The 21,197-nt window shown below is 63.6% G+C and carries 17 protein-coding genes and 1 tRNA gene; 4 read left to right on the top strand and 14 right to left on the bottom strand.

Going from position 1 to position 21,197, the window contains the following annotated elements:
• Positions 1–121: 121 nt before the first annotated feature.
• The 3 genes from fusA to rpsL are packed head-to-tail and all read right to left on the bottom strand — an operon-like array spanning position 122 to position 3,121.
• On the bottom strand, positions 122–2,245 hold the full coding sequence (gene fusA / locus D6860_RS24595) for an elongation factor G (RefSeq protein ID WP_076623414.1): 2,124 nt from the start codon (positions 2,243–2,245) through the stop codon (positions 122–124).
• A 21-nt stretch (positions 2,246–2,266) separates the two neighbouring features.
• Complete coding sequence (gene rpsG / locus D6860_RS24590; protein WP_076623413.1) at positions 2,267–2,737, bottom strand: 30S ribosomal protein S7; 471 nt, start codon at positions 2,735–2,737, stop codon at positions 2,267–2,269.
• Between the two features lie 12 nt (positions 2,738–2,749).
• On the bottom strand, positions 2,750–3,121 hold the full coding sequence (gene rpsL, locus D6860_RS24585; protein WP_007118826.1) for a 30S ribosomal protein S12: 372 nt from the start codon (positions 3,119–3,121) through the stop codon (positions 2,750–2,752).
• A gap of 368 nt (positions 3,122–3,489) precedes the next feature.
• Here rpsL and D6860_RS24580 point away from each other — a divergent pair, with 368 nt between their 5' ends.
• Entirely contained in the window at positions 3,490–4,290 is an 801-nt protein-coding gene (locus tag D6860_RS24580; protein ID WP_017467995.1) for a putative rhamnosyl transferase, read from the top strand.
• Here the strand turns inward: D6860_RS24580 and D6860_RS24575 are convergent.
• The 5 genes from D6860_RS24575 to rplJ all read right to left on the bottom strand — a co-directional run bounded on the left by D6860_RS24575 (position 4,266) and on the right by rplJ (position 15,045).
• Positions 4,266–5,171: a DMT family transporter gene (locus D6860_RS24575; protein ID WP_017467996.1), complete on the bottom strand. Its 906-nt coding sequence runs from the start codon at positions 5,169–5,171 to the stop codon at positions 4,266–4,268. The two genes, D6860_RS24580 and D6860_RS24575, sit on opposite strands and share 25 nt — an antisense overlap.
• A gap of 163 nt (positions 5,172–5,334) precedes the next feature.
• Positions 5,335–9,591, bottom strand: coding sequence for a DNA-directed RNA polymerase subunit beta' (rpoC, locus tag D6860_RS24570; RefSeq protein WP_076623412.1), 4,257 nt, complete (start codon positions 9,589–9,591; stop codon positions 5,335–5,337).
• 95 nt (positions 9,592–9,686) lie between these two features.
• Positions 9,687–13,823, bottom strand: coding sequence for a DNA-directed RNA polymerase subunit beta (gene rpoB, locus D6860_RS24565; RefSeq protein WP_076623411.1), 4,137 nt, complete (start codon positions 13,821–13,823; stop codon positions 9,687–9,689).
• Between the two features lie 248 nt (positions 13,824–14,071).
• Positions 14,072–14,452 carry a 50S ribosomal protein L7/L12 gene (rplL, locus tag D6860_RS24560; RefSeq protein WP_017467267.1) on the bottom strand — a complete coding sequence of 127 codons (381 nt, stop codon included), beginning with the start codon at positions 14,450–14,452 and terminating at the stop codon, positions 14,072–14,074.
• A 74-nt stretch (positions 14,453–14,526) separates the two neighbouring features.
• A complete protein-coding gene (gene rplJ, locus D6860_RS24555; protein WP_076623410.1) occupies positions 14,527–15,045 on the bottom strand; it encodes a 50S ribosomal protein L10 in 519 nt (172 codons plus the stop codon).
• 504 nt (positions 15,046–15,549) lie between these two features.
• Here rplJ and D6860_RS24550 point away from each other — a divergent pair.
• Positions 15,550–15,807, top strand: coding sequence for a DUF2798 domain-containing protein (locus D6860_RS24550; RefSeq protein ID WP_076623409.1), 258 nt, complete (start codon positions 15,550–15,552; stop codon positions 15,805–15,807).
• Between the two features lie 73 nt (positions 15,808–15,880).
• On the opposite strand, the gene rplA is transcribed toward D6860_RS24550, so the two are convergent.
• The 4 genes from rplA to secE form a co-directional block, all read right to left on the bottom strand.
• Positions 15,881–16,579, bottom strand: a complete 699-nt coding sequence (gene rplA / locus D6860_RS24545) for a 50S ribosomal protein L1 (RefSeq protein WP_076623408.1) — start codon at positions 16,577–16,579, stop codon at positions 15,881–15,883.
• Positions 16,579–17,028, bottom strand: a complete 450-nt coding sequence (gene rplK / locus D6860_RS24540; RefSeq protein ID WP_017468081.1) for a 50S ribosomal protein L11 — start codon at positions 17,026–17,028, stop codon at positions 16,579–16,581. Before rplK ends, rplA begins: the two co-directional genes overlap by 1 nt.
• Positions 17,029–17,189: 161 nt before the next feature.
• Entirely contained in the window at positions 17,190–17,723 is a 534-nt protein-coding gene (nusG, locus tag D6860_RS24535; protein WP_017468080.1) for a transcription termination/antitermination protein NusG, read from the bottom strand.
• Between the two features lie 207 nt (positions 17,724–17,930).
• Entirely contained in the window at positions 17,931–18,122 is a 192-nt protein-coding gene (gene secE, locus D6860_RS24530; protein WP_076623407.1) for a preprotein translocase subunit SecE, read from the bottom strand.
• A 368-nt stretch (positions 18,123–18,490) separates the two neighbouring features.
• Here secE and D6860_RS24525 point away from each other — a divergent pair, with 368 nt between their 5' ends.
• Positions 18,491–19,051 carry a hypothetical protein gene (locus D6860_RS24525; RefSeq protein WP_017467695.1) on the top strand — a complete coding sequence of 187 codons (561 nt, stop codon included), beginning with the start codon at positions 18,491–18,493 and terminating at the stop codon, positions 19,049–19,051.
• A gap of 123 nt (positions 19,052–19,174) precedes the next feature.
• On the opposite strand, the gene D6860_RS24520 is transcribed toward D6860_RS24525, so the two are convergent.
• Positions 19,175–19,250: transfer RNA gene (locus D6860_RS24520), tRNA-Trp, on the bottom strand.
• A 56-nt stretch (positions 19,251–19,306) separates the two neighbouring features.
• Positions 19,307–20,302, bottom strand: coding sequence for a zinc transporter ZntB (locus tag D6860_RS24515; protein WP_083697793.1), 996 nt, complete (start codon positions 20,300–20,302; stop codon positions 19,307–19,309).
• Positions 20,303–20,681: 379 nt separating this feature from the next.
• On the opposite strand from D6860_RS24515, the gene D6860_RS24510 reads away from it, so the two are divergent.
• Complete coding sequence (locus D6860_RS24510) at positions 20,682–20,933, top strand: hypothetical protein (protein WP_076623406.1); 252 nt, start codon at positions 20,682–20,684, stop codon at positions 20,931–20,933.
• The last annotated feature ends 264 nt before the right edge of the window (positions 20,934–21,197 follow it).

The raw sequence follows: 21,197 nt of genomic DNA, 5'->3' as shown, positions 1-21,197 counted from the left end.
TGCGGTTTGCCGCGCTCAAACTTTTCCTTTGCCATGCTATAGGCTCCTTTTTCTGTCGGATGGTGGGGGGAAACCCCACCCTACGGTGGTGGGTAGGGCGGGGTTTCCCCCGCCACCCGGCTTAAGCGTATTTCGCCTGGATCTCGTCCGAGATGTTCTGCGGAACCGGATCGTAGTGGTCGAACTGCATCGTGAACTGCGCGCGGCCCGAGGACATCGAACGCAGGTTGTTGATGTAGCCGAACATGTTCGCCAGCGGCACGAAGGCCTGGATCGCCACGGCGTTGCCGCGCGGTTCCTGACCCGACACCTGACCACGACGCGAGGTCAGGTCGCCGATGATCGAACCGGTGTACTCTTCCGGAGTCACCACCTCGACCTTCATCATCGGCTCGAGCAGCTTGGCGCCAGCCTTGCGAAGACCTTCACGCATGGCCATCCGCGACGCGATCTCGAACGCAAGAACCGAGGAGTCCACGTCGTGGTACTTGCCGTCGATCAGCGCGACCTTGAAGTCGATCACCGGGAAGCCCGCGAGCGGACCGGAGTCCATCACCGACTTGATCCCCTTTTCCACGCCCGGGATGTATTCCTTGGGCACGGCACCGCCGACGATCTTGCTCTCGAACGAGTAGCCTTCGCCCGGCTCTGTGGGGCTGATGACCAGCTTGACCTCTGCGAACTGACCCGAACCACCCGACTGCTTCTTGTGGGTGTAGGTGTGCTCGATCTCGTGACCGATGGTCTCGCGGTAAGCCACCTGCGGCGCGCCGATGTTCGCCTCGACCTTGAACTCCCGCTTGAGGCGGTCGACGAGGATGTCGAGGTGAAGTTCGCCCATGCCCTTCATGATGGTCTGGCCCGACTCGAGATCGGTTTCGACCTTGAAGGACGGGTCCTCGGCGGCAAGACGCTGGAGACCCTGCGACATCTTCTCCTGGTCGGCCTTGGTTTTCGGCTCGACCGCGATCTCGATGACCGGATCGGGGAAGGTCATGGTTTCCAGGACAACCTGCTTGTTCGAGTCGCAGAGCGTGTCACCCGTGGTGGTCTCTTTCAGGCCCGCGATGGCGATGATGTCGCCGGAACCGGCCCAATCGATCTCTTCGCGCGAGTTCGAGTGCATCATCATCATACGACCGATGCGCTCTTTCTTGCCCTTCGTCGAGTTCATGACCGAGCCGCCCTTCTCGAGGATGCCCGAGTAGACGCGGGTGAACGTCAGCGAGCCGACGAACGGGTCGTTCATGATCTTGAACGCGAGGCCGGCGAACGGCTCTTCGTCACCGGGACGGCGCGCGATGTTGCGGGTCTCGGTCTCGTCGTCCGGCGAGAAGCCCATGTAGGGCGGCACGTCGAGCGGGCTCGGCAGGAAGTCGACCACGGCGTTGAGCAGCGGCTGGACGCCCTTGTTCTTGAACGCGGAGCCACCCAGAACCGGCACGAAGGACAGCGACAGCGTACCCTTGCGGATGAGCTTGCGCAGCGTCGCGATGTCGGGCTCTTCGCCCTCGAGGTAGGCCTCCATCGCGTCGTCGTCCTGCTCGACCGCGTGCTCGATCAGGTGCGAGCGCCACTCGTCGGCGAGGTCCTTCAGGTCGTCACGGATCGGCTGGCGCACCCAGGAGGCACCCAGGTCTTCACCCTTCCAGACCCACTCTTCCATCGTGACGAGGTCGACGATGCCTTCGAGCTTGTCCTCGGCACCGATCGGGAAGTTGACCGGAACCGGGATCGCACCGGTGCGGTCCTTGATCATCTCGACGCAGTTGAAGAAGTCGGCGCCGATCTTGTCCATCTTGTTCACGAAGACGAGACGCGGAACCTTGTAGCGGTCGGCCTGACGCCAAACCGTTTCGGTCTGCGGCTCGACACCGGCGTTGCCGTCGAGCAGCGCCACGGCACCGTCGAGCACGGCCAGCGAACGCTCGACTTCGATGGTGAAGTCGACGTGGCCGGGCGTGTCGATGATGTTGTAGCGGAACTTGGTGTCATCCGTACCCTCGGCGGTCGGATCTTCCTGCCACTGCCAGAAGGTGGTCGTGGCGGCCGAGGTGATGGTGATGCCGCGTTCCTGCTCCTGCTCCATCCAGTCCATCGTGGCGGCGCCGTCGTGGACTTCGCCGATCTTGTGCGACCGGCCGGTGTAGAAGAGGATGCGTTCCGTGGTCGTGGTCTTGCCCGCGTCGATGTGGGCCATGATCCCGAAGTTGCGGTAACGCTCGAGGGGGTAATCGCGTGCCATGATGGACTGCCTTTCCTGGGCTTACCAGCGGTAGTGGCTGAACGCCTTGTTGGCGTCGGCCATCTTGTGGGTGTCTTCGCGCTTCTTCACGGCGGAACCGCGCGACTGGACGGCATCGATGAGCTCGCCCGCAAGACGCTCTTCCATCGTGTTCTCGTTGCGCGAACGCGACGCGGTGATGAGCCAGCGGATGGCCAGCGCTTCACGACGCTCGGGGCGCACTTCGACGGGCACCTGGTAGGTGGCACCACCCACACGGCGCGACCGGACTTCGACGGCCGGCTTGATGTTGTCGAGCGCTTCGTGGAACACTTCCACGGGCGCGCGCTTCACCTTGCCTTCGACGCGGTCCAGCGCGTTGTAGACGATCTTTTCTGCGACCGACTTCTTACCGTCGACCATCAGGTTGTTCATGAATTTGGTCAGCACGACATCGCCATACTTGGCGTCGGGCAGGACTTCGCGCTTCTCTGCAGCGTGACGACGAGACATTTCCGTATCCTCTTACTTGGGACGCTTCGCGCCATACTTCGAGCGGCGCTGCTTCCGATCCTTGACGCCCTGCGTATCCAGCACACCGCGCAGGATGTGGTAGCGAACGCCGGGAAGGTCTTTCACACGGCCGCCACGGATGAGCACGACCGAGTGCTCCTGCAGGTTGTGGCTTTCGCCGGGAATGTAGCTGATCACCTCGAAGCCGTTGGTCAGGCGCACCTTGGCGACCTTACGCATAGCCGAGTTCGGCTTCTTCGGGGTGGTGGTGTAAACGCGCGTGCAGACGCCACGCTTCTGCGGGCATTCCTGCAGGTGCATCGACTTCGAACGCTTGACTTTGGGCTGCCGCGGCTTGCGGATCAGCTGCTGGATCGTGGGCATTGGGTCTCTTTCCCCGTGTTTCTCACATATGTGCTGCACGGGGGTTCCCGTGCGGGTTCATTTTCAAGGCGCCCTGCGCGTCCGCAGGTCACCGGCGAGCATCTTCTCTTGCCGGCGGCCAGAGACGACGCAAAGCACCGCTCCGTTCCTCGCAAGGAACGACGCGGTGGGTGTCCAGAGGATCGGGGCACAGGGCCCGGATCTTGACCGCTTTAGTACTGTAGAACACGCCGGACGCACTAAGGCCTTCGGCGAATTGATGGCGCGTATAGGGGGAGTCGCGGGGCTTGTCAACATGAGCCGCCCCTTGTCTCGAACTGACGGCGGTGCAATGCATGAGGTGCCTGTTTTCCAGAGGAGGCGCGGCAATGCAAGTCATCGGGTTCTGCCGCTTTTCCTACCCGGCTCAGGGCGGTTTCCAGGTCGAACATGACGACACCACGGCACGCGAGGCGTATCTCTATGCCCCGGCCCGGCTGGAGGAGCGGTTCCGCCATTTCGAGGCGATCTGCCTGCCCGGGCTGCGCGCCCAGACCGACCGGGACTTTGTCTTCCTCGTGCTCACCGGAACCTCCCTGCCCGCCCGCTACCGCGACCGGCTCGAAGCGCTGCTGTCGGACCTCCCGCAGGCACGGGTCGTAAGCCGTCCCCCCGGGCCGCACAGGGCGGTCTGCCAGGAGGTCATCAACGCCGCCCGCGACATGGACCGCCCCTGCCTGCAGTTCCGCCACGACGATGACGACGCCGTCGCCGTCGACTTCGTCGAGACCCTGCGGGAAGCCGCGCTCGACACCTCGGCGCTGCGCGCGAAACACCGGCTCGTGGGCTACGACTGGAACCGCGGCTACGTGGCCCGACCCGACGCCGAGGGGCTCTGCGGCGAGGAAACCGTCACGCCGTTCTGGGGCGTCGCGCAGGCGATGGCGGTGAAGCCCGGCGTGAAGCAGACCATCATGAACTTCGGGCACAACAAGATCCTGCGCTTCATGCCCACCGTCACATTCACCGACCGTCCGATGTATGTCCGGGGGCACAACGACCACAACGACTCGCGCCAGAAGTCACACGTGAAACCAGCCGCCCTGCCCCGCCTCGACACGACCGCCGAGGCGCTGTTGCGCGAGCGTTTCGCGATCGACGCGGATCAGGTCCGGCGCATCTTCGCCTGAGCCATGGCGCGGCGCCGCAGCTGGCTTTCCCGCCAGAGCGTATAGGAGCCGGTCGCCACGATCAGCGCCGCACCGCACAGGGTCAGCGGCACCGGCCAGTCGCCGAAGACCAGAGCGCCGAGCAGCAGCGCCCAGATCAGGCCGGTGTAGCGGAACGGCGCGATGAAGCTCACGTCGCCCTTGCGCATGACCAGCACCGACAGCGTGTATCCCGAGATCACGAAGACCGCCGACCCTGCGATCAGCGCCGCGAGCGTGGGTGTCAGCGGCACCCAACTCTCGCCCACCGACGTCACGGCGCCGAAGAGCACCACCGCGAGAGACGAGACCAGCGTGACCATCAGCGATGGCGTCACTGCCGACATCCGGCGGGTCACGAGGTCCCGCATGGTCACGCATGCCACCGCCACGAGCGCATAAACCGAGTAAAGTGAGAAGCCCTCGGTGCCGGGGCGGACGATGAGAAGCATCCCGACGAACCCCAGCCCGATGGCGACCCAGCGCCGCCAGCCGACCGGCTCCGCGAAGAAGACGGCAGAGCCGAGCGCGAGCGTCAGCGGCAGCATCTGAAGCAGCGCGGTGACATTGGCGAGCGGCATGTGCCGCAGGGCGGTCAGGAAGAAGAACGTGCCCCCGACCTCGGCCGCGGCACGCATCAGGACCAGTCGCCGGTCCCCGGCCGGCAGCGACGCCCGGAGCGACCCGAGGCGCCAGGCGAGCAACGCGATGAACGCGCTCGCGAGACTGCCGCGCAGGACCAGGATCTGCGGCAGCGGCATGGCCTCGCCGATCGCCTTGATACAGGCGTCGTTGAAGGTGAAGGACGCCATGGACGCCATCATCAGGAGCGCGCCCTGCGCGTTGTCGGACCGTGTCTTCATGGCACAATCGTTAGCCCTGCTGCGCCGAGGGGCCAAGCCCGTTCATTCGCCCACATATGATGTGGTGCAGTTGGCCGGGGACGTGCCAAACGCTCTTCCACAAGAAAAACGCCCCCGCATTTCTGCGGGGGCGCTTTCGATTTTCATGGAAAGGCCGGCGACCTTATTCGCGGCTTTCCGGCGTATCCACGACCAGCGAGTCGAACTCGTCGCCACCGATCACGTCGCTGCCCGAGGCATCGGCCTCCGGAGCGGCGAGCTGGGCCGCAGCCTCGGCCTCGGCGCGCTTGACGTCGATGACCTTGGTGTCGCGGTCGGTCGCGATCTTGCGCACCCGCTGGGTCGCGCCACCGGTACCCGCCGGGATGAGGCGGCCGACGATGACGTTCTCCTTGAGGCCGACAAGCTTGTCCTTCTTGCCCTGCACCGAGGCTTCGGTGAGCACCCGGGTGGTCTCCTGGAAGGAGGCCGCCGAGATGAAGGAGCGGGTCTGCAGCGACGCCTTGGTGATCCCGAGAAGGATCGGTTCGCCCTCTGCCGGACGGCCACCCTTCTTGATCGCCTTGTCGTTCGCGGCATCGAACTCGGCCTTGTCGACGTGCTCGCCCTTGAGAAGGGTCGTATCGCCGCTGTCGGTGATCTCCCACTTCTGCAGCATCTGCCGGACGATGACCTCGACGTGCTTGTCATTGATCTTCACGCCCTGCAGTCGATACACGTCCTGCACCTCGTCGATCATGTAGTTCGCCAGCGCCTCGATCCCCATGATGGCGAGGATGTCGTGCGGTGCCGGGTTACCGTCCATGATGTAGTCGCCCTTCTGGACGTAGTCCCCTTCGGCCACAGGAATGTGCTTCCCTTTCGGGATCATGTATTCCTTGGTCTCGAGGCTGTCGTCCGCGGGCTCGATCGCGATGCGGCGCTTGTTCTTGTAGTCCTTCCCGAAGCGCACGTAGCCGTCGATCTCGGCGATGATGGCGTGGTCCTTGGGACGGCGTGCCTCGAAGAGTTCGGCCACACGCGGCAGACCACCGGTAATGTCCTTCGTCTTCGCACCTTCACGCGGGATCCGCGCGACCACGTCACCGGCCTTGACCGGTTGGCCATCCTCGCAGGAGAGGATCGCATCCACCGACATCGGGTAGGTGATCGGGTTGCCGGCCGCGTTGCGAACCGGTTCGCCGTCCTCGTCCATCAGGATGATCTCGGGCTTGAGCTCGTTGCCCTTGGGCGCGGCCCGCCAGTCGATCACGATCTTCTGGGTCATGCCGGTGGCATCGTCGGTCTCGTCGCGCACGGCCACACCCTGAAGCAGGTCGACGTGCTTGGCGACACCATCCGCCTCGGCGATGATGGGCAGCGTGTAGGGGTCCCACTCGAACAGCTTGGCGCCGCGCGCGACGGTGTCACCCTCCTTGACGAAGAGCTTCGTGCCGTAACCCAGCTTGTGGCTGGCACGCTCGGCCCCGTCCTCGCCCTTGATGATGAGCTTCATGTTGCGGCCCATCACCAGGATCTCGCCCGCCGCGTTCTCGAGGGTCGACGCGCTTTCGAACGCGATGATGCCCTCTTGGCTGGCTTCGAGGAACGACTGCTGACCACCCTGCGCGACGCCGCCGATGTGGAAGGTCCGCATCGTCAGCTGCGTGCCCGGCTCACCGATCGACTGCGCCGCGATGATGCCCACGGCCTCGCCGGTGTTCACCATCGTGCCGCGTGCCAGGTCACGACCGTAGCACATGGCGCAGACGCCCTCTTCGGCCTCGCAGGTCAGCGGGCTGCGGATGCGCGCGGTCTGCACCGCGGCGTCCTCGATGGCATCGGCCATGCGCTCGTCGATGAGCTGCCCCTCGCGGATCAGCACGTCGTCGGTGCCCGGCACCATGATGTCCTCGGCCGCGACACGGCCCAGCACACGCTCGCCGAGCGATGCCACGACCTCGCCATCGTTGACCGCCGCTTCCGCGGTGATCGCGCGGTCGGTGCCGCAGTCGTGCTGGCGCACGATGCAGTCCTGCGCGACGTCCACCAGACGACGGGTCAGGTAGCCCGAGTTCGCCGTCTTCAGAGCGGTGTCCGACAGACCCTTACGGGCGCCGTGGGTCGAGTTGAAGTATTCAAGAACGGTCAGACCTTCCTTGAAGTTCGAGATGATCGGCGTCTCGATGATGTCGCCGTTCGGCTTCGCCATCAAGCCGCGCATCCCGCCCAGCTGCTTCATCTGCGTGACCGAGCCACGAGCACCGGAGTGCGCCATCATGTAGACCGAGTTGGGTTCCATCTCGGCCCCGAGCTCGTCGCGCTTGGGCGCCGAGATCGTGTTCATCATGGCGTCGGTGACCTTGTCGTTGCACTTCGACCAGGCGTCCACGACCTTGTTGTACTTCTCACCCTGGGTGATCAGGCCGTCCATGTACTGCTGTTCGAAGTCCTTGACCTGCTCGCGGGTCTCCTCGACCAGCTCCCACTTGTTGTGCGGGATGACCATGTCGTCCTTGCCGAACGAGATGCCGGCCTTGAAGGCCTCCTTGAAGCCCATCGACATGATCTGGTCACAGAAGATGACCGACTCCTTCTGCCCGCAGTAGCGGTAGACGGTGTCGATGACGCGCTGGACGTCCTTCTTCCGCAGCAGCGTGTTCACGAGGTCGAACGGTGCCTTGGCGTTCATCGGCAGCAACGCACCGAGGCGCACGCGGCCCGGGGTCGTGTCGAACAGGCGAACCACTTCCTGGCCGGTCTCGTCGATCTGCTTCACACGGCACTTGATGCGCGAGTGCAGGTGCACCTCGCCGGCGGTAAGCGCGTGCTCGACTTCCTCGATCGAGGAGAAGGTCATCCCCTCGCCCTTCATGCCCTCACGGTCGATCGTGAGGTAGTAGAGACCGAGAATCATGTCCTGCGACGGCACGATGATCGGGCTGCCGTTCGCGGGCGACAGCACGTTGTTCGTCGACATCATCAGGACCCGCGCTTCCAGCTGCGCCTCGAGGCTCAGCGGGACGTGCACGGCCATCTGGTCACCGTCGAAGTCGGCGTTGAACGCCGAGCAGACGAGCGGGTGCAGCTGGATCGCCTTGCCCTCGATGAGCTGGGGCTCGAACGCCTGGATGCCGAGACGGTGCAGCGTGGGCGCGCGGTTCAGCAGAACCGGGTGCTCGCGGATGACCTCGTCGAGGATATCCCAGACCTCGGGACGTTCCTTTTCGACCAGCTTCTTCGCCTGCTTCACCGTCGAGCTCAGGCCCTTGGCCTCGAGCCGCGAGTAGATGAACGGCTTGAACAGCTCGAGCGCCATCTTCTTGGGCAGGCCGCACTGGTGCAGCTTGAGTTCCGGTCCGGTCACGATGACCGAACGGCCCGAGAAGTCCACGCGCTTGCCGAGAAGGTTCTGACGGAAGCGGCCCTGCTTGCCCTTGAGCATGTCGGACAGCGACTTCAGCGGACGCTTGTTGGCGCCGGTGATGACGCGGCCACGGCGGCCGTTGTCGAACAGGGCGTCGACGGCTTCCTGCAGCATCCGCTTTTCGTTGCGGACGATGATGTCCGGCGCGCGCAGCTCGATCAGCCGCTTGAGGCGGTTGTTCCGGTTGATCACGCGGCGATACAGGTCGTTCAGGTCGGAGGTCGCGAAGCGGCCGCCGTCCAGCGGAACCAGCGGGCGCAGTTCCGGCGGGATGACCGGCACCACCGTGAGGATCATCCACTCGGGGCGGTTGCCCGACTCGAGGAAGGATTCCACCACCTTGAGGCGCTTGATGATCTTCTTGGGCTTCAGCTCGCCGGTGGCCTCCTTGAGGTCGGCGCGCAGGTTCTCGGCCTCGGCCTCGAGGTCGATGGCAGCGAGCATCTCGCGGATCGCCTCGGCGCCGATGTTGGCGGTGAAGGCGTCCATGCCGTACTGGTCCTGCGCATCGAGGAACTCTTCCTCGGTGAGCATCTGGCCGTAGGTCAGGTCGGTGAGACCCGGCTCGATCACCACGTAGTTCTCGAAGTACAGAACCCGCTCGAGGTCGCGCAGCGTCATGTCCAGCATCAGGCCGATGCGCGAGGGCAACGACTTGAGGAACCAGATGTGGGCGCAGGGCGCGGCCAGCTCGATGTGGCCCATGCGCTCGCGGCGAACCTTCTGCAGCGTGACTTCCACGCCGCATTTCTCGCAGACGACACCGCGATACTTCATGCGCTTGTACTTGCCGCACAGGCACTCGTAGTCCTTGATCGGACCGAAGATGCGCGCGCAGAACAGGCCGTCACGCTCGGGCTTGAACGTGCGGTAGTTGATCGTCTCGGGCTTCTTGATCTCACCGTAGGACCAGCTGAGGATCCGCTCCGGGGACGCGAGCGAGACCTTGATCTCGTCGAAGACCTTGGGCGGAGTCAGCGGGTTGAACGGGTTGTTCGTCAGTTCCTGGTTCATGTCAAAACCTTTGCATCAGGGTGCGTCGGGAGAGGCCCGGGATTTTTCTGGTCGAAAAATCCCGGGCGAAAGAATTTTCGGGCGAAAATTCTTCGTTACTCCTCATCCTCCGCGTCCAGGAGTTCCATGTTCAGGCCGAGGCCGCGGACTTCCTTAACGAGCACGTTGAAGCTCTCGGGAACGCCCGCCTCGTAGTTGTCCTCGCCCTTGACGATGCTTTCGTAGACCTTGGTCCGGCCCGCCACGTCGTCCGACTTCACGGTCAGCATTTCCTGCAGGGTGTAGGCGGCGCCATAGGCTTCCAGGGCCCAGACCTCCATCTCCCCGAAACGCTGGCCACCGAACTGCGCCTTACCACCGAGCGGCTGCTGGGTGACGAGCGAGTACGGGCCGGTCGAACGTGCGTGGATCTTGTCGTCGACAAGGTGGTGCAGCTTCAGCAGGTACTTCACGCCGACGGTCACCTTCCGCGCGAATTCCTCGCCGGTGCGGCCGTCGAAGAGGCGCGACTGGGCGGACGTATCGAAGCCGGCACGCGACAGCGCGTCGTTGATGTCGGCTTCCTTGGCACCGTCGAAGACCGGGGTCGCGATCGGAACGCCACGGGTGACGTTGCCGGCCGCTTCCACGAGCTGACCTTCGTCCATGTCCTCGATGCCCTCGCCGTAGACCTCGTCGCCGTAGGCAATGCGCATGGCTTCGCGCACCGGGGTGAGGTCACCCGAGCGGCGATAGTCCTGCAGCGCCTCGTCGATCTTGATGCCGAGGCCACGCGATGCCCAGCCCATGTGGGTCTCGAGGATCTGCCCGACGTTCATGCGCGACGGCACGCCCAGCGGGTTGAGGCAGAAGTCGACCGGCGTGCCGTCCTCGAGGAACGGCATGTCCTCTTCGGGAACCACGCGGCTGATGACGCCCTTGTTGCCGTGACGGCCGGCCATCTTGTCGCCCGGCTGCAGCTTGCGCTTCACCGCGACGAACACCTTGACCATCTTCATCACGCCCGGCGGCAGGTCGTCGCCACGACGGACTTTCTCGACCTTGTCCTCGAAGCGTGCATCCAGGGTCCGCTTCTGCGCCTCGTACTGCTCGTGCAGCGCCTCGACGATCTGGGCGTCCTGCTCTTCGGCAAGCGCCAGCTGCCACCACTGGCCGCGGCTCAGAGTCTCGAGCAGCTCCTCGGTGATCTCCGAGTTCGGCTTCACGCCACGCGGGCCCTTCACGGCGGTCTTGCCGAGGATCAGGTCACGCAGACGCGCGTAGATGTTGCGGTCGAGGATGGCGAGCTCGTCGTCCCGGTCACGGGCGAGGCGCTCGACCTCTTCACGCTCGATCTGCAGCGCACGTTCGTCCTTTTCGACGCCGTGACGGTTGAAGACGCGGACTTCGACCACGGTGCCGTAGTCGCCCGGCTTCACCCGCAGCGAGGTGTCGCGCACGTCGCTGGCCTTTTCACCGAAGATGGCGCGCAGAAGCTTTTCTTCCGGCGTCATCGGGCTTTCGCCCTTGGGGGTGATCTTGCCCACGAGGATGTCGCCCGGCTCCACGTCCGCACCGATATACACGATACCGGCTTCGTCGAGGTTGCGCAGGGCTTCCTCGCCGACGTTCGGAATGTCGCGGGTGATCTCTTCCGGCCCAAGCTTGGTGTCGCGCGCCGCCACTTCGAATTCCTCGATGTGGACGGAGGTGAACACGTCATCCTTGGCGATCCGCTCGGAGATCAGGATCGAGTCCTCGTAGTTGTAGCCGTTCCACGGCATGAAGGCGACGATGACGTTCTTGCCGAGCGCCAGTTCCCCCATGTCCGTCGACGGGCCGTCTGCAACCACTTCGCCCTTCTGAACCGTGTCGCCCACCTTAACCAGGGGTTTCTGGTTGATGCAGGTGTTCTGGTTCGAGCGCTGGAACTTGCGCATCCGGTAGATGTCGACCCCGGCGTCGCCGAGCTCGAGATCCTCGGTCGCGCGGATCACGATCCGCTGCGCGTCCACCTGGTCGACGATGCCGGCGCGGGTCGCCTGGATCGCAGCGCCGGAGTCGATGGCAACCTTGCCCTCGATGCCGGTGCCCACGAGCGGGGCTTCCGAGCGCAGCGTCGGCACGGCCTGGCGCTGCATGTTCGCGCCCATCAGTGCGCGGTTGGCGTCGTCGTTCTCGAGGAACGGGATGAGCGAGGCACCGACCGAGACCAGCTGCTTCGGCGAGACGTCGATCAGGTCGACGCTCTCGGCGGGCGCGAGCGTGTAGTCACCCGACTGGCGGGTGTTGACCATCTCGTTCACGAACATGCCGCCATCGTCGATGTTGGCGTTCGCCTGGGCGACGGTGTGGCGCATCTCCTCGGTGGCGGACATGTAGTGCACCTCGTCGGTGACCTGCTTGTCCTTCACCACCCGGTAAGGGGTCTCGATGAAGCCGTACTTGTTGACGCGGGCGAAGGTCGCCAGCGAGTTGATGAGACCGATGTTCGGGCCTTCCGGCGTCTCGATCGGGCACATACGGCCGTAGTGCGTCGGGTGAACGTCGCGCACCTCGAAGCCGGCACGCTCGCGGGTCAGACCGCCGGGCCCGAGGGCCGACAGGCGACGCTTGTGCGTCACTTCCGACAGCGGGTTGGTCTGGTCCATGAACTGCGACAGCTGCGACGAGCCGAAGAATTCGCGGACCGCAGCCGCCGCCGGCTTCGCGTTGATCAGGTCCTGCGGCATGACGGTGTCGATCTCGACCGACGACATGCGCTCCTTGATGGCGCGCTCCATGCGGAGCAGGCCGACGCGATACTGGTTTTCCATCAGCTCGCCGACGGAACGGACACGACGGTTGCCGAGGTGGTCGATGTCGTCCACTTCGCCACGGCCGTCGCGCAGCTCGACCAGCGCCTTGATGCACTTGACGATGTCGTCACGGTCCAGCGTCCGCTGGGTGTCGGGCTTCTCGAGCGCGAGACGCATGTTCATCTTCACCCGGCCGACGGCCGAGAGGTCGTAACGCTCGGAGTCGAAGAACAGGGTGTCGAACAGGGCCGAGGCAGCCTCCACGGTGGGCGGCTCGCCCGGACGCATGACGCGGTAGATGTCCATGAGCGCGCTGTTGCGGTCCATGTTCTTGTCCTGCGCCATGGTGTTCCGCATGTACGGACCCACGGAGATGTTGTCGATGTCGAGAACCGGGATGTCGGTGATGCCCGCGTCGACCAGTTCCTTGAGGGTGCCGCCGGTGACCTCGCCGTCCTTGTCGACGGTCCAGGTCAGCTCGTCGCCGGCTTCCACGTAGATGGCGCCGGTTTCCTCGTTGATGATGTCCTTCGCGACAAACTTGCCGACGATCTGCTCGAACGGCACCAGCAGGTTCTTCACCTGGCCTTCGTCGATGAGCTTCTTGACCGCGCGCGGCGTGATCTTCTTGGTCGCCTCGGCGATCACCTCGCCGGAGTCCGCGTCGACGAGGTCATAGGTCGGGCGTGTGCCGCGCACACGCTCGGGGAAGAACTTGGTCACCCAGCCTTCGCCACGGCGCAGCGTGTAGTCGACCGTGTTGTAGTAGGCGTCCATGATCGCTTCCTGGTCGAGACCAAGAGCGTAGAGGAGCGTGGTCACCGGCAGCTTCCGGCGACGGTCGATGCGCGCGAAGACGATGTCCTTGGCGTCGAATTCGAAATCGAGCCACGAGCCGCGGTAGGGGATGATGCGGCAGGCGAAGAGCAGCTTGCCCGAGCTGTGGGTCTTGCCTTTGTCGTGGTCGAAGAAGACGCCCGGAGACCGGTGCATCTGGGACACGATGACGCGCTCGGTGCCGTTCACGATGAACGTCCCGTTCGGAGTCATGAGCGGCATGTCGCCCATGAACACGTCCTGTTCCTTGATGTCCTTCACCGACTTGGCGCCGGTGTCCTCGTCGATGTCGAAGACGATGAGGCGCAGCGTGACCTTCAGCGGAGCGCTGTAGGTCATGTCGCGCTGCATGCACTCTTCGGTGTCGTACTTGGGCTTTTCGAGCTCGTAGGACACGAACTCGAGAACGGCGGTCTCGTTGAAGTCCTTGATCGGGAAAACCGACTGGAACACGCCCTTGATGCCCTCGCCATCCATGGGCTCGAGCTGGTCGCCGGATTTCAGGAAGAGTTCGTAGGAGCTTTTCTGAACCTCGATGAGGTTCGGCATCTCCAGAACCTCGCGAATTTTGCCGTAATACTTGCGGAGTCGTTTCTGGCCAAGGAAACTTTGCGCCATGAGGTTTGTCACCTTTTCAGCTTCTCACCGGACATGCGCGCTGTCGGGCACCAGCGGCACATCCATCCGAGACGACGGTTCCGATCCATTCCTGGCCCCTGTCCCACCAGAGGCCTCCCGATCCTTGGAACTCGCCTGAGAAAAGCCCTTGCAAAAAGGGCCTCTCTGAGACGGGTTCGGCTGGGCCCGGGAAAGCCCGGACCCAGCCTGAATTGCGATCACGTATGGTGCAAGCGCACCGGACGCGATTACTTGAGCTCGACTTCGGCGCCTGCTTCTTCGAGCTTCTTCTTGATCTCTTCGGCTTCGTCCTTTGCGACGCCCTCTTTGATCGCCTTGCCGCCGGCTTCCACCAGCTCCTTGGCTTCCTTGAGGCCGAGGCCGGTGATGCCGCGGACTTCCTTGATCACGTTGATCTTCTTGTCGCCTGCCGACTTGAGGATCACGTCGAATTCGGTCTGCTCCTCTGCGGCTTCGCCACCGGCGTCGCCTGCGGGGCCGGCCATCATGACAGCGCCGCCGGATGCGGGCTCGATGCCGTACTCGTCCTTGAGGATGGTTTTCAGTTCCTGGGCTTCGAGCAGCGTCAGACCGACGATTTGCTCTGCAAGTGCTTTAAGATCAGCCATTTTGCGTTTTCCGTATCTCTAGATGTGTTCCAACGTGTGGTTGTGCAACCCCACGAGTGTCTCTTGACTGCGCGTTACGCCGCTTCAGCCTTTTCCTCGATCGTGGAAAGGATGGAAGCGATGTTCGAAGCAGGTGCGCCAATCGCGCCGGCGATGTTCGATGCGGGTGCGCCGATGCAGCCGACGATCTGCGAGATGAGTTCATCACGCGACGGCATTTTCGACACGGCCTCGACACCGGCCCGGTCCAGGTGCTCACCGCCCATGGTCCCGCCAAGGATTTCAAACTTCTTGTTGTCCTTGGCGAAATCCTCGACCACCTTGGCTGCTGCCACGGGGTCTTCGGAGAAGGTGAGAACCGTCATGCCTTCAAGGAAGTCGGCGATGCTTGCGCTCGGCGTTCCTTCGAGGGCGATCTTGGCGAGCCTGTTCTTGGCGACGCGAACCTGGCTTTCGGCCGCGCTTGCGCGCGCCCGCAGGTCCGTCATCTCGGCAACCGTGAGACCCTCGTAGCGGGAAACCACCACGACGCCAGAGCTTTCGAAGATCTGGCCGAGTTCCTCGACCACTTTCTCTTTCTGGGCTCTATCCACAGTTTTACTCCAGTTGATGGAGGGGCGACCCCTCCGGCTCGTTATGACCGGGTCTCCCCGGCCGCAAAGGTCCGAAATCGGGTCGTCGCATCGCGTCGCCGGAACACGTAGAGTCCGGTACGTATGTCTCTTCCCGTCTCAGGCAGGAATTATTGGATTGCTCCAACCCACCGTCTCGGACGAATCGTCCGGACAGGAACGCGAAGCGCCATGCCGGACAGGAGGGCCTCTTAGGCTCCATGGCGAATTGATGCAAGCCCTTTTTCTGCACGATCACCCGCTGCGCCCTTCCGCCGCTTGACCGGCGGCCGGAACCGGCCTACCCGGAGCAGGCCGAAAAACGTCTGGCCGGTTCGGTTATCCCGGCCCCCGCTTCCACCGCAAGCGGGAGTTAGTCGATCCTCGAACCCGCGGCGCACCCTGCAATCAAGCCGGGGCTGCGCTGGATCCGAGGCTTCCCGGTCTTCCCCGCATCCCCGCGTACACCATACGGAGACCAACGGCATGAGACCGCCACCGACCCCACCCACGAAAATCACCGTCATTCTCGCTCAGGTGTTCATTTCCTGCATGATGGCCTTCCTGATGACCGGCACCTTCACCGCCCTGCCCTCGGGGTTCGCGCCCGGCTGGGTGGCGCAGTGGATGCTGCGATTTGCGACGGCCTGGCCCATCGCATTCGTGCTGTCCATGCTCGTCGGCCCAACCGCGTTCTGGATGGCACGGCACGTGCAACGACTTGCATCGACGGCACGATATTGAGCGCGCCCACCGATAAACGCAGAAAGGGCGGCCCCTCGGGACCGCCCTTTCCGAAATCACGTCGTTCCGAGGATCACTCGGCGGAAGCGGCCGCCACGTCGACGGTCACGCCCGGGCCCATGGTCGAGCTGAGCGAGATGCGCTTCATGTAGGTACCCTTGGCACCGGCCGGCTTGGCCTTGGACACCGCGCTGATGAAGGCACGGATGTTCTCGACCAGCTTCGCCTCGTCGAACGAGACCTTGCCGACACCGGCGTGGACCACACCGCCCTTTTCGGCGCGGAACTGGACCTGGCCACCCTTGGCGTCCTTGACGGCCTGGGCCACGTCCATCGTCACCGTGCCGACCTTGGGGTTCGGCATCAGGTTGCGCGGGCCGAGGATCTTGCCGAGACGGCCGACGACCGGCATCATGTCCGGGGTCGCGATGCAGCGATCGAACTCGATGGTGCCGCCCTGGATGGTCTCCATCAGGTCTTCGGCGCCGACGATGTCCGCGCCAGCGGCCTGGGCTTCTTCAGCCTTGGGACCACGTGCGAAGACGGCGACGCGGACGGTCTTGCCGGTGCCGTTCGGCAGGCCGATCACGCCACGGACCATCTGGTCGGCGTGACGGGTGTCGACGCCGAGGTTCATGGCGATCTCGACGGTCTCGTCGAATTTCGCGCTGGCGTTCGACTTGATCAGCGAGACGGCTTCTTCGACGGTCAGGTCTTCCTTGCCGGCGAAGGCTTCGCGGACGGCGCGGGTGCGTTTTCCGAGCTTTGCCATTACTTCACCTCGATGCCCATGGACTTGGCGGAGCCAAGGATGATCTGCATTGCCGACTCGATATCGTTGGCCGAGAGGTCCTTCATCTTGGCCTCTGCGATCTCGCGCACCTGCTTGGTGGTGACGGTAGCGACGGTCTCACGGCCCGGGTTCTCGGCACCGCGGGGACGGTTGCGCTTGCCCACGGGCTTCATGCCGGCAGCCTTCTTCAGGTAGTAAGACGCGGGCGGCGTCTTGATGTCCATCGTGAAGGACTTGTCCTGATAGTAGGTGATCTCGGTCGGGCACGGAGCGCCGGGCTCCATTTCCTGCGTCTTGGCGTTGAACGCCTTGCAGAATTCCATGATGTTGATGCCGCGCTGACCCAGGGCGGGGCCCACGGGCGGCGACGGGTTGGCTTTGCCTGCAGGGATCTGCAGCTTCATCTTGCCGGCAAGCTTCTTGGCCATCGGCTGTCTCCTTTTTCAACACCCCTCGGACGCGTCCTCGGGGCCGGTTCAGGCGGGTTGCCCCGCCCATGTTGCGTGGTCAGACCGGTCATCGCGATGACCCTGCCTCCCACGTGTGCGCGGCGCTTCGGCCGCAGGACGGGTCGGACCCGCCCCTCGCCTCAGGCCTCCTTCGAGACCTGGGTGAATTCCAGCTCGACCGGGGTTTCCCGGCCGAAGATCGACACCGACACACGCAGGCGCTGGTTGTCGTCGTCGACACCCTCGACCATGCCGTCGAAGCCCTCGAAGGGACCATCGTTGACCTTGACCTTCTCGCCCACCTCGAAGTGGATGAGCGTGCGCGGCGCCTCTTCGTTCTCCTGAACGCGGCCGAGGATCGCCTCGACCTCGGCGTCACGCATCGGCATCGGCCGGCCCTGCGGCCCGAGGAAGCCGGTCACGCGGTTGATGGAGTTGACCAGGTGATACCCCCGGTCCGACATCTCCATGTGAACCAGCACGTAGCCCGGCATGAAGCGGCGCTCGGAGGTCACCTTCTTGCCGCGACGCACCTCGATGACCTCTTCGGTCGGAACGAGAACCTCGTCGATCTGGTCCTCCAGCCCCTGCTCTTCGACAGATTGCCGGATCTGCTCCGCGATCTTCTTCTCGAAGTTCGACAGAACGCTGACCGAGTACCACCGCTTCGCCATCTGGCCCCTCTTCAAACCGTTCGCCGGCCTTGGCCGGTCATTTCCTGTTTCGTGCGACGCCTTCGCGCCGCTTCGAAACATCACATGCCCCAAACGAAAACCGGCGTGCAACTCGAATCGCTGCACGCCCGCCTGAGGAAAGTCTGAACGTCCCCTACCCCTCTGCCCTGTTCATTTCAAGGGGCAGAGGCGCCGTGACGCCCGGGTTCAGCCGAAGAACGACAGCAGGCCCTGCAGGCCGCTCCGGATCAGGATGTCGACCAGCGCGAAGAACACTGCCGTGAGGGCCGCCATGATGAAGACGGTGATCGTCGTGAGGATGACCTCGCGGCGCGTCGGCCAGACGATCTTGGAGACCTCGGCGCGGGTCTGCTGAATGAACTGAATGGGATTGGCCATTTCGGCTCGCTTTCCGTTTCGTGCGGGTTTCGGGGGCGTATACGCAGATCGTGCAGCGCTGGCAAGCCTTCCGCGGCGCGCCCGAAAACTCCGGCAGCATCACGAACAGGTCACGCCTGCTCGCGCCGTCGCGCGTTTGGATCACGAAAAACTGAGCATTCGGCATGATTTTCATGGCAACCAATCGTGGCGCTCGGCGTTCACGCGCACGTTTTCATTTTTCCGAGCCATGACAATCACTTCGTGGTGTTTTTCCTGCAATCCCAGACGGGAACCACGCCGCGCTTTCGGGTGTTGTGTGGCCAGAAGCGCAGGGCAGCACCGCCCTGCACAGTTCTGAGTTAAAGATCGAAGAAAGGATTATCTTCATGAAACGCTTCCTTACCATTACCGCCCTGTCGACCGTTCTTGCAACCGGTGCGATCGCGGCGACCGAAGCCGAGAAGAACGCAATCACCACCTACTACCCGGAAGCGAATTTCGAAACGCTGACCGAGGACCAGGTCTCCGAGATGTTTGCCATCGCCAACGGCGGCATGAGCGACAACGACAAGGCCGAGCGCATCGAGACGATCGCGAACGAGGATGCCACCGACGTTGAAACCACCGCGACCACCGGCGACGTCGACCTGACGGCCTACGTGCCGGCATGGCGCCTGGCCGAGATGAGCGACGCCGAGATCGCGCAGCTCACCGCGCTCGTGACCGAAGGCGGTGACATGGACGACCTGCGTGTGCAACTCGTGGAGAGCATGAGCGACCTCCAGCCGCAACTGACCGACGCTGAAGTCAACGCTGTTCAGGACCTTGTCCCCGAGGCGGACCTGACCGTGCTGACCGGTGAGCAGGTTGAGCAGATCCGTGCCGCGCTCTACGGCTACCAGGACGACGCAGAGCAGAAATCGCGCATCGAGATGGTGCTCTCGTAAGCTCCGTGACATGCGATGAGAAAGGGCCGCGCTTTTGCGCGGTCCTTTTTTTGTGCGTGAAGGAAACGCACAAAAAGTATCCGCCACCGAGACGAACCGCTTTATTCTCAATTTTACGGAAATTGGCAGGGGCAGCAGGGTTCGAACCCGCGACCTACGGTTTTGGAGACCGTCGCTCTACCAGCTGAGCTATACCCCTAGGGCCGAGGCCTCGTTTAAGGAAGGCCGGACGGCAATGCAAGCAGGAAAACCGGATCAGATCCACCGCAGGCGGCGAAGAATTGCGAGCTGAACGACAACGACCGCACATAGCGCGCCAACGAAGATCCAGAACGCGGAGGGATCGCTCGCTCCGGGCATTCCGGCGAGGTTGATTCCGAACAACCCCGTCAGGAAACCCAGCGGCAGGAACAGCGCCGAGAGTACCGAAAGCATGTACATGTTCCTGTTGAGTCGCTCCGACAGCTGACCGGCCAGTTCATCGCGGACGAGCGCCATGCGTTCGCGCATCGCATCCGCATCTTCGACCACGCGCTCGAGCGCATCCAGTTCTTCCGCAAGGTGCCGCAGGTCGTCTTCCTCGAGCCAGCGGGGATGTGCCGCCTGCAACATCCGCATGGCGTCGCGCTGCGGCTGCAGGTAGCGGCGCAGAATGATGGCGGTGCGCCGCACCTCGACGAGACGCCCACGCACCTCGTCGCCTACCCTGCCATCGAGCACGCTCTCCTCCATTTCGTCCGCTTCATCGTCGAGCTCGGTCCAGAAGTTCTCGATCCTCTGTGTCAGCCGTTCGACAAGCTCCACGAGAAATTCCGCACAGTCGCGTGGCCCCTGCGCGCAAGACAACTGCTCGGCGATCTGCTCCACTGCGCGTACCGGACGCCGTGACAGGCTGACGATGCGGTTCGGATCGATCCAGAGGCGGACCGAGATCATGTCCTCGGGGTCCTCTCCATCGACCGTGTTGATCCCCCGGAGGATGACGATCAGCCCCTCGCCCACACGCGTGACGCGGGGCCGCGTCTCCTCCGCAACGAGGGCGTCGATGATCGTTGGATCGAGATAGGACAGGTTCTCGATGATCCAGGTCGGCGTGTCGGGGTGCTGCGCCCTCAGATGAACCCAGGCCAGGGTTTCACTGCGCAAGAGCGCCGGAGCTTCCGCCGCGTTCAGCATCTTGCCGTGGTCCGGCCCGTCGAGCGTGTAGGCCATCTGAATGAGGTCGTCAGGAAGGGGTACGAGCGTTGTCATGTCGCAAGAATAGCCTCCGCCGTGCGCCCGGCAAGGCGCCCGATCGAAGGGCGCCGGGCCGCATTTTGAACCTGTGCAAAAAAGCACAAAAGGTCTGAACTAACCACAAACACACAAAATTGGCGCACAGCTCACGCAGCGCTCTCATTTGCGTGATCCATCGCCTCGGAAAATCGCATGTTTGCGGCGCATTTCAGGTCAGTGAAGCAGCTTTAGAAGCCACTCCGTCACTTTCAAGTTCACATATCCGACACGCACCGTGAGCCGTCCCGTGATTTGCTAAATCGCTGTCGGGTAACGATATCTCGCTTGTCCAGACGACACGGACACACTGATAACCGCGCCGCTGGCGCGACATGACATCGAAAAGGAAATGACCATGAAACGCTTTGTTGTTCTTACCGCCGCCGCCCTGACCGCTGCTTCCGCAATCGTCGGTACCGCTTCGGCACAGACCGCCAACACCGGTGACTACGCACGTTCCGCGCTCGAGCGCATCGCTCCGAACGCAAACATCGCCGCCCTGAGCAATGCCGAAGCCGTCGCCGTGTACCAGGTCGTGCAGACCGAGAACGGTGCAGCCAACGCCAAGGCACGCGCTCAGGCAATGATCGCGAACTACGCACAGTAAGGCAAGGTTCCAGAAGAAGAGCCCCTCACCGGGCTCTCTTCCGGTCCCCGAGGGGATACGGAACGAACCACAGGGGCGCCGTTCAGGCGCCCCTCAAAGTTTGCGGACAGGCCCCGCGCGCAACGCGGCGACGTCGACAAAAAGAAAGAGCGGGCCCCGGGGCCCGCTCTTCTTGTCTGTAAGCTCTGGCAAGTGTCGGGCAGCTCGCGCCACCCGTCACCGCAAGCGCATCACTCGAGGATTTTCGAGACGACGCCGGAGCCG

The sequence above is a fragment of the Salipiger sp. D13 genome (assembly GCF_003703915.1).
Classification (GTDB): Bacteria; Pseudomonadota; Alphaproteobacteria; order Rhodobacterales; family Rhodobacteraceae; genus Salipiger; species Salipiger profundus.
This window is presented reverse-complemented; position numbering and strand designations above follow the sequence as displayed.

What these genes read in the sequence shown, in the direction of transcription:
- D6860_RS24510 (WP_076623406.1), top strand. Translation starts at nt 20,682, where the DNA reads ATGAAACGCTTTGTTGTTCTTACCGCCGCCGCCCTGACCGCTGCTTCC.
- D6860_RS24580 (WP_017467995.1), top strand. Translation starts at nt 3,490, where the DNA reads ATGCAAGTCATCGGGTTCTGCCGCTTTTCCTACCCGGCTCAGGGCGGT.
- rplK (WP_017468081.1), bottom strand. Translation starts at nt 17,028, where the DNA reads ATGGCCAAGAAGCTTGCCGGCAAGATGAAGCTGCAGATCCCTGCAGGC.
- rpsG (WP_076623413.1), bottom strand. Translation starts at nt 2,737, where the DNA reads ATGTCTCGTCGTCACGCTGCAGAGAAGCGCGAAGTCCTGCCCGACGCC.
- rpoB (WP_076623411.1), bottom strand. Translation starts at nt 13,823, where the DNA reads ATGGCGCAAAGTTTCCTTGGCCAGAAACGACTCCGCAAGTATTACGGC.
- rpoC (WP_076623412.1), bottom strand. Translation starts at nt 9,591, where the DNA reads ATGAACCAGGAACTGACGAACAACCCGTTCAACCCGCTGACTCCGCCC.
- rpsL (WP_007118826.1), bottom strand. Translation starts at nt 3,121, where the DNA reads ATGCCCACGATCCAGCAGCTGATCCGCAAGCCGCGGCAGCCCAAAGTC.
- D6860_RS24525 (WP_017467695.1), top strand. Translation starts at nt 18,491, where the DNA reads ATGAAACGCTTCCTTACCATTACCGCCCTGTCGACCGTTCTTGCAACC.
- secE (WP_076623407.1), bottom strand. Translation starts at nt 18,122, where the DNA reads ATGGCCAATCCCATTCAGTTCATTCAGCAGACCCGCGCCGAGGTCTCC.
- nusG (WP_017468080.1), bottom strand. Translation starts at nt 17,723, where the DNA reads ATGGCGAAGCGGTGGTACTCGGTCAGCGTTCTGTCGAACTTCGAGAAG.
- fusA (WP_076623414.1), bottom strand. Translation starts at nt 2,245, where the DNA reads ATGGCACGCGATTACCCCCTCGAGCGTTACCGCAACTTCGGGATCATG.
- rplL (WP_017467267.1), bottom strand. Translation starts at nt 14,452, where the DNA reads ATGGCTGATCTTAAAGCACTTGCAGAGCAAATCGTCGGTCTGACGCTG.
- rplA (WP_076623408.1), bottom strand. Translation starts at nt 16,579, where the DNA reads ATGGCAAAGCTCGGAAAACGCACCCGCGCCGTCCGCGAAGCCTTCGCC.
- D6860_RS24550 (WP_076623409.1), top strand. Translation starts at nt 15,550, where the DNA reads ATGAGACCGCCACCGACCCCACCCACGAAAATCACCGTCATTCTCGCT.
- D6860_RS24575 (WP_017467996.1), bottom strand. Translation starts at nt 5,171, where the DNA reads ATGAAGACACGGTCCGACAACGCGCAGGGCGCGCTCCTGATGATGGCG.
- D6860_RS24515 (WP_083697793.1), bottom strand. Translation starts at nt 20,302, where the DNA reads ATGACAACGCTCGTACCCCTTCCTGACGACCTCATTCAGATGGCCTAC.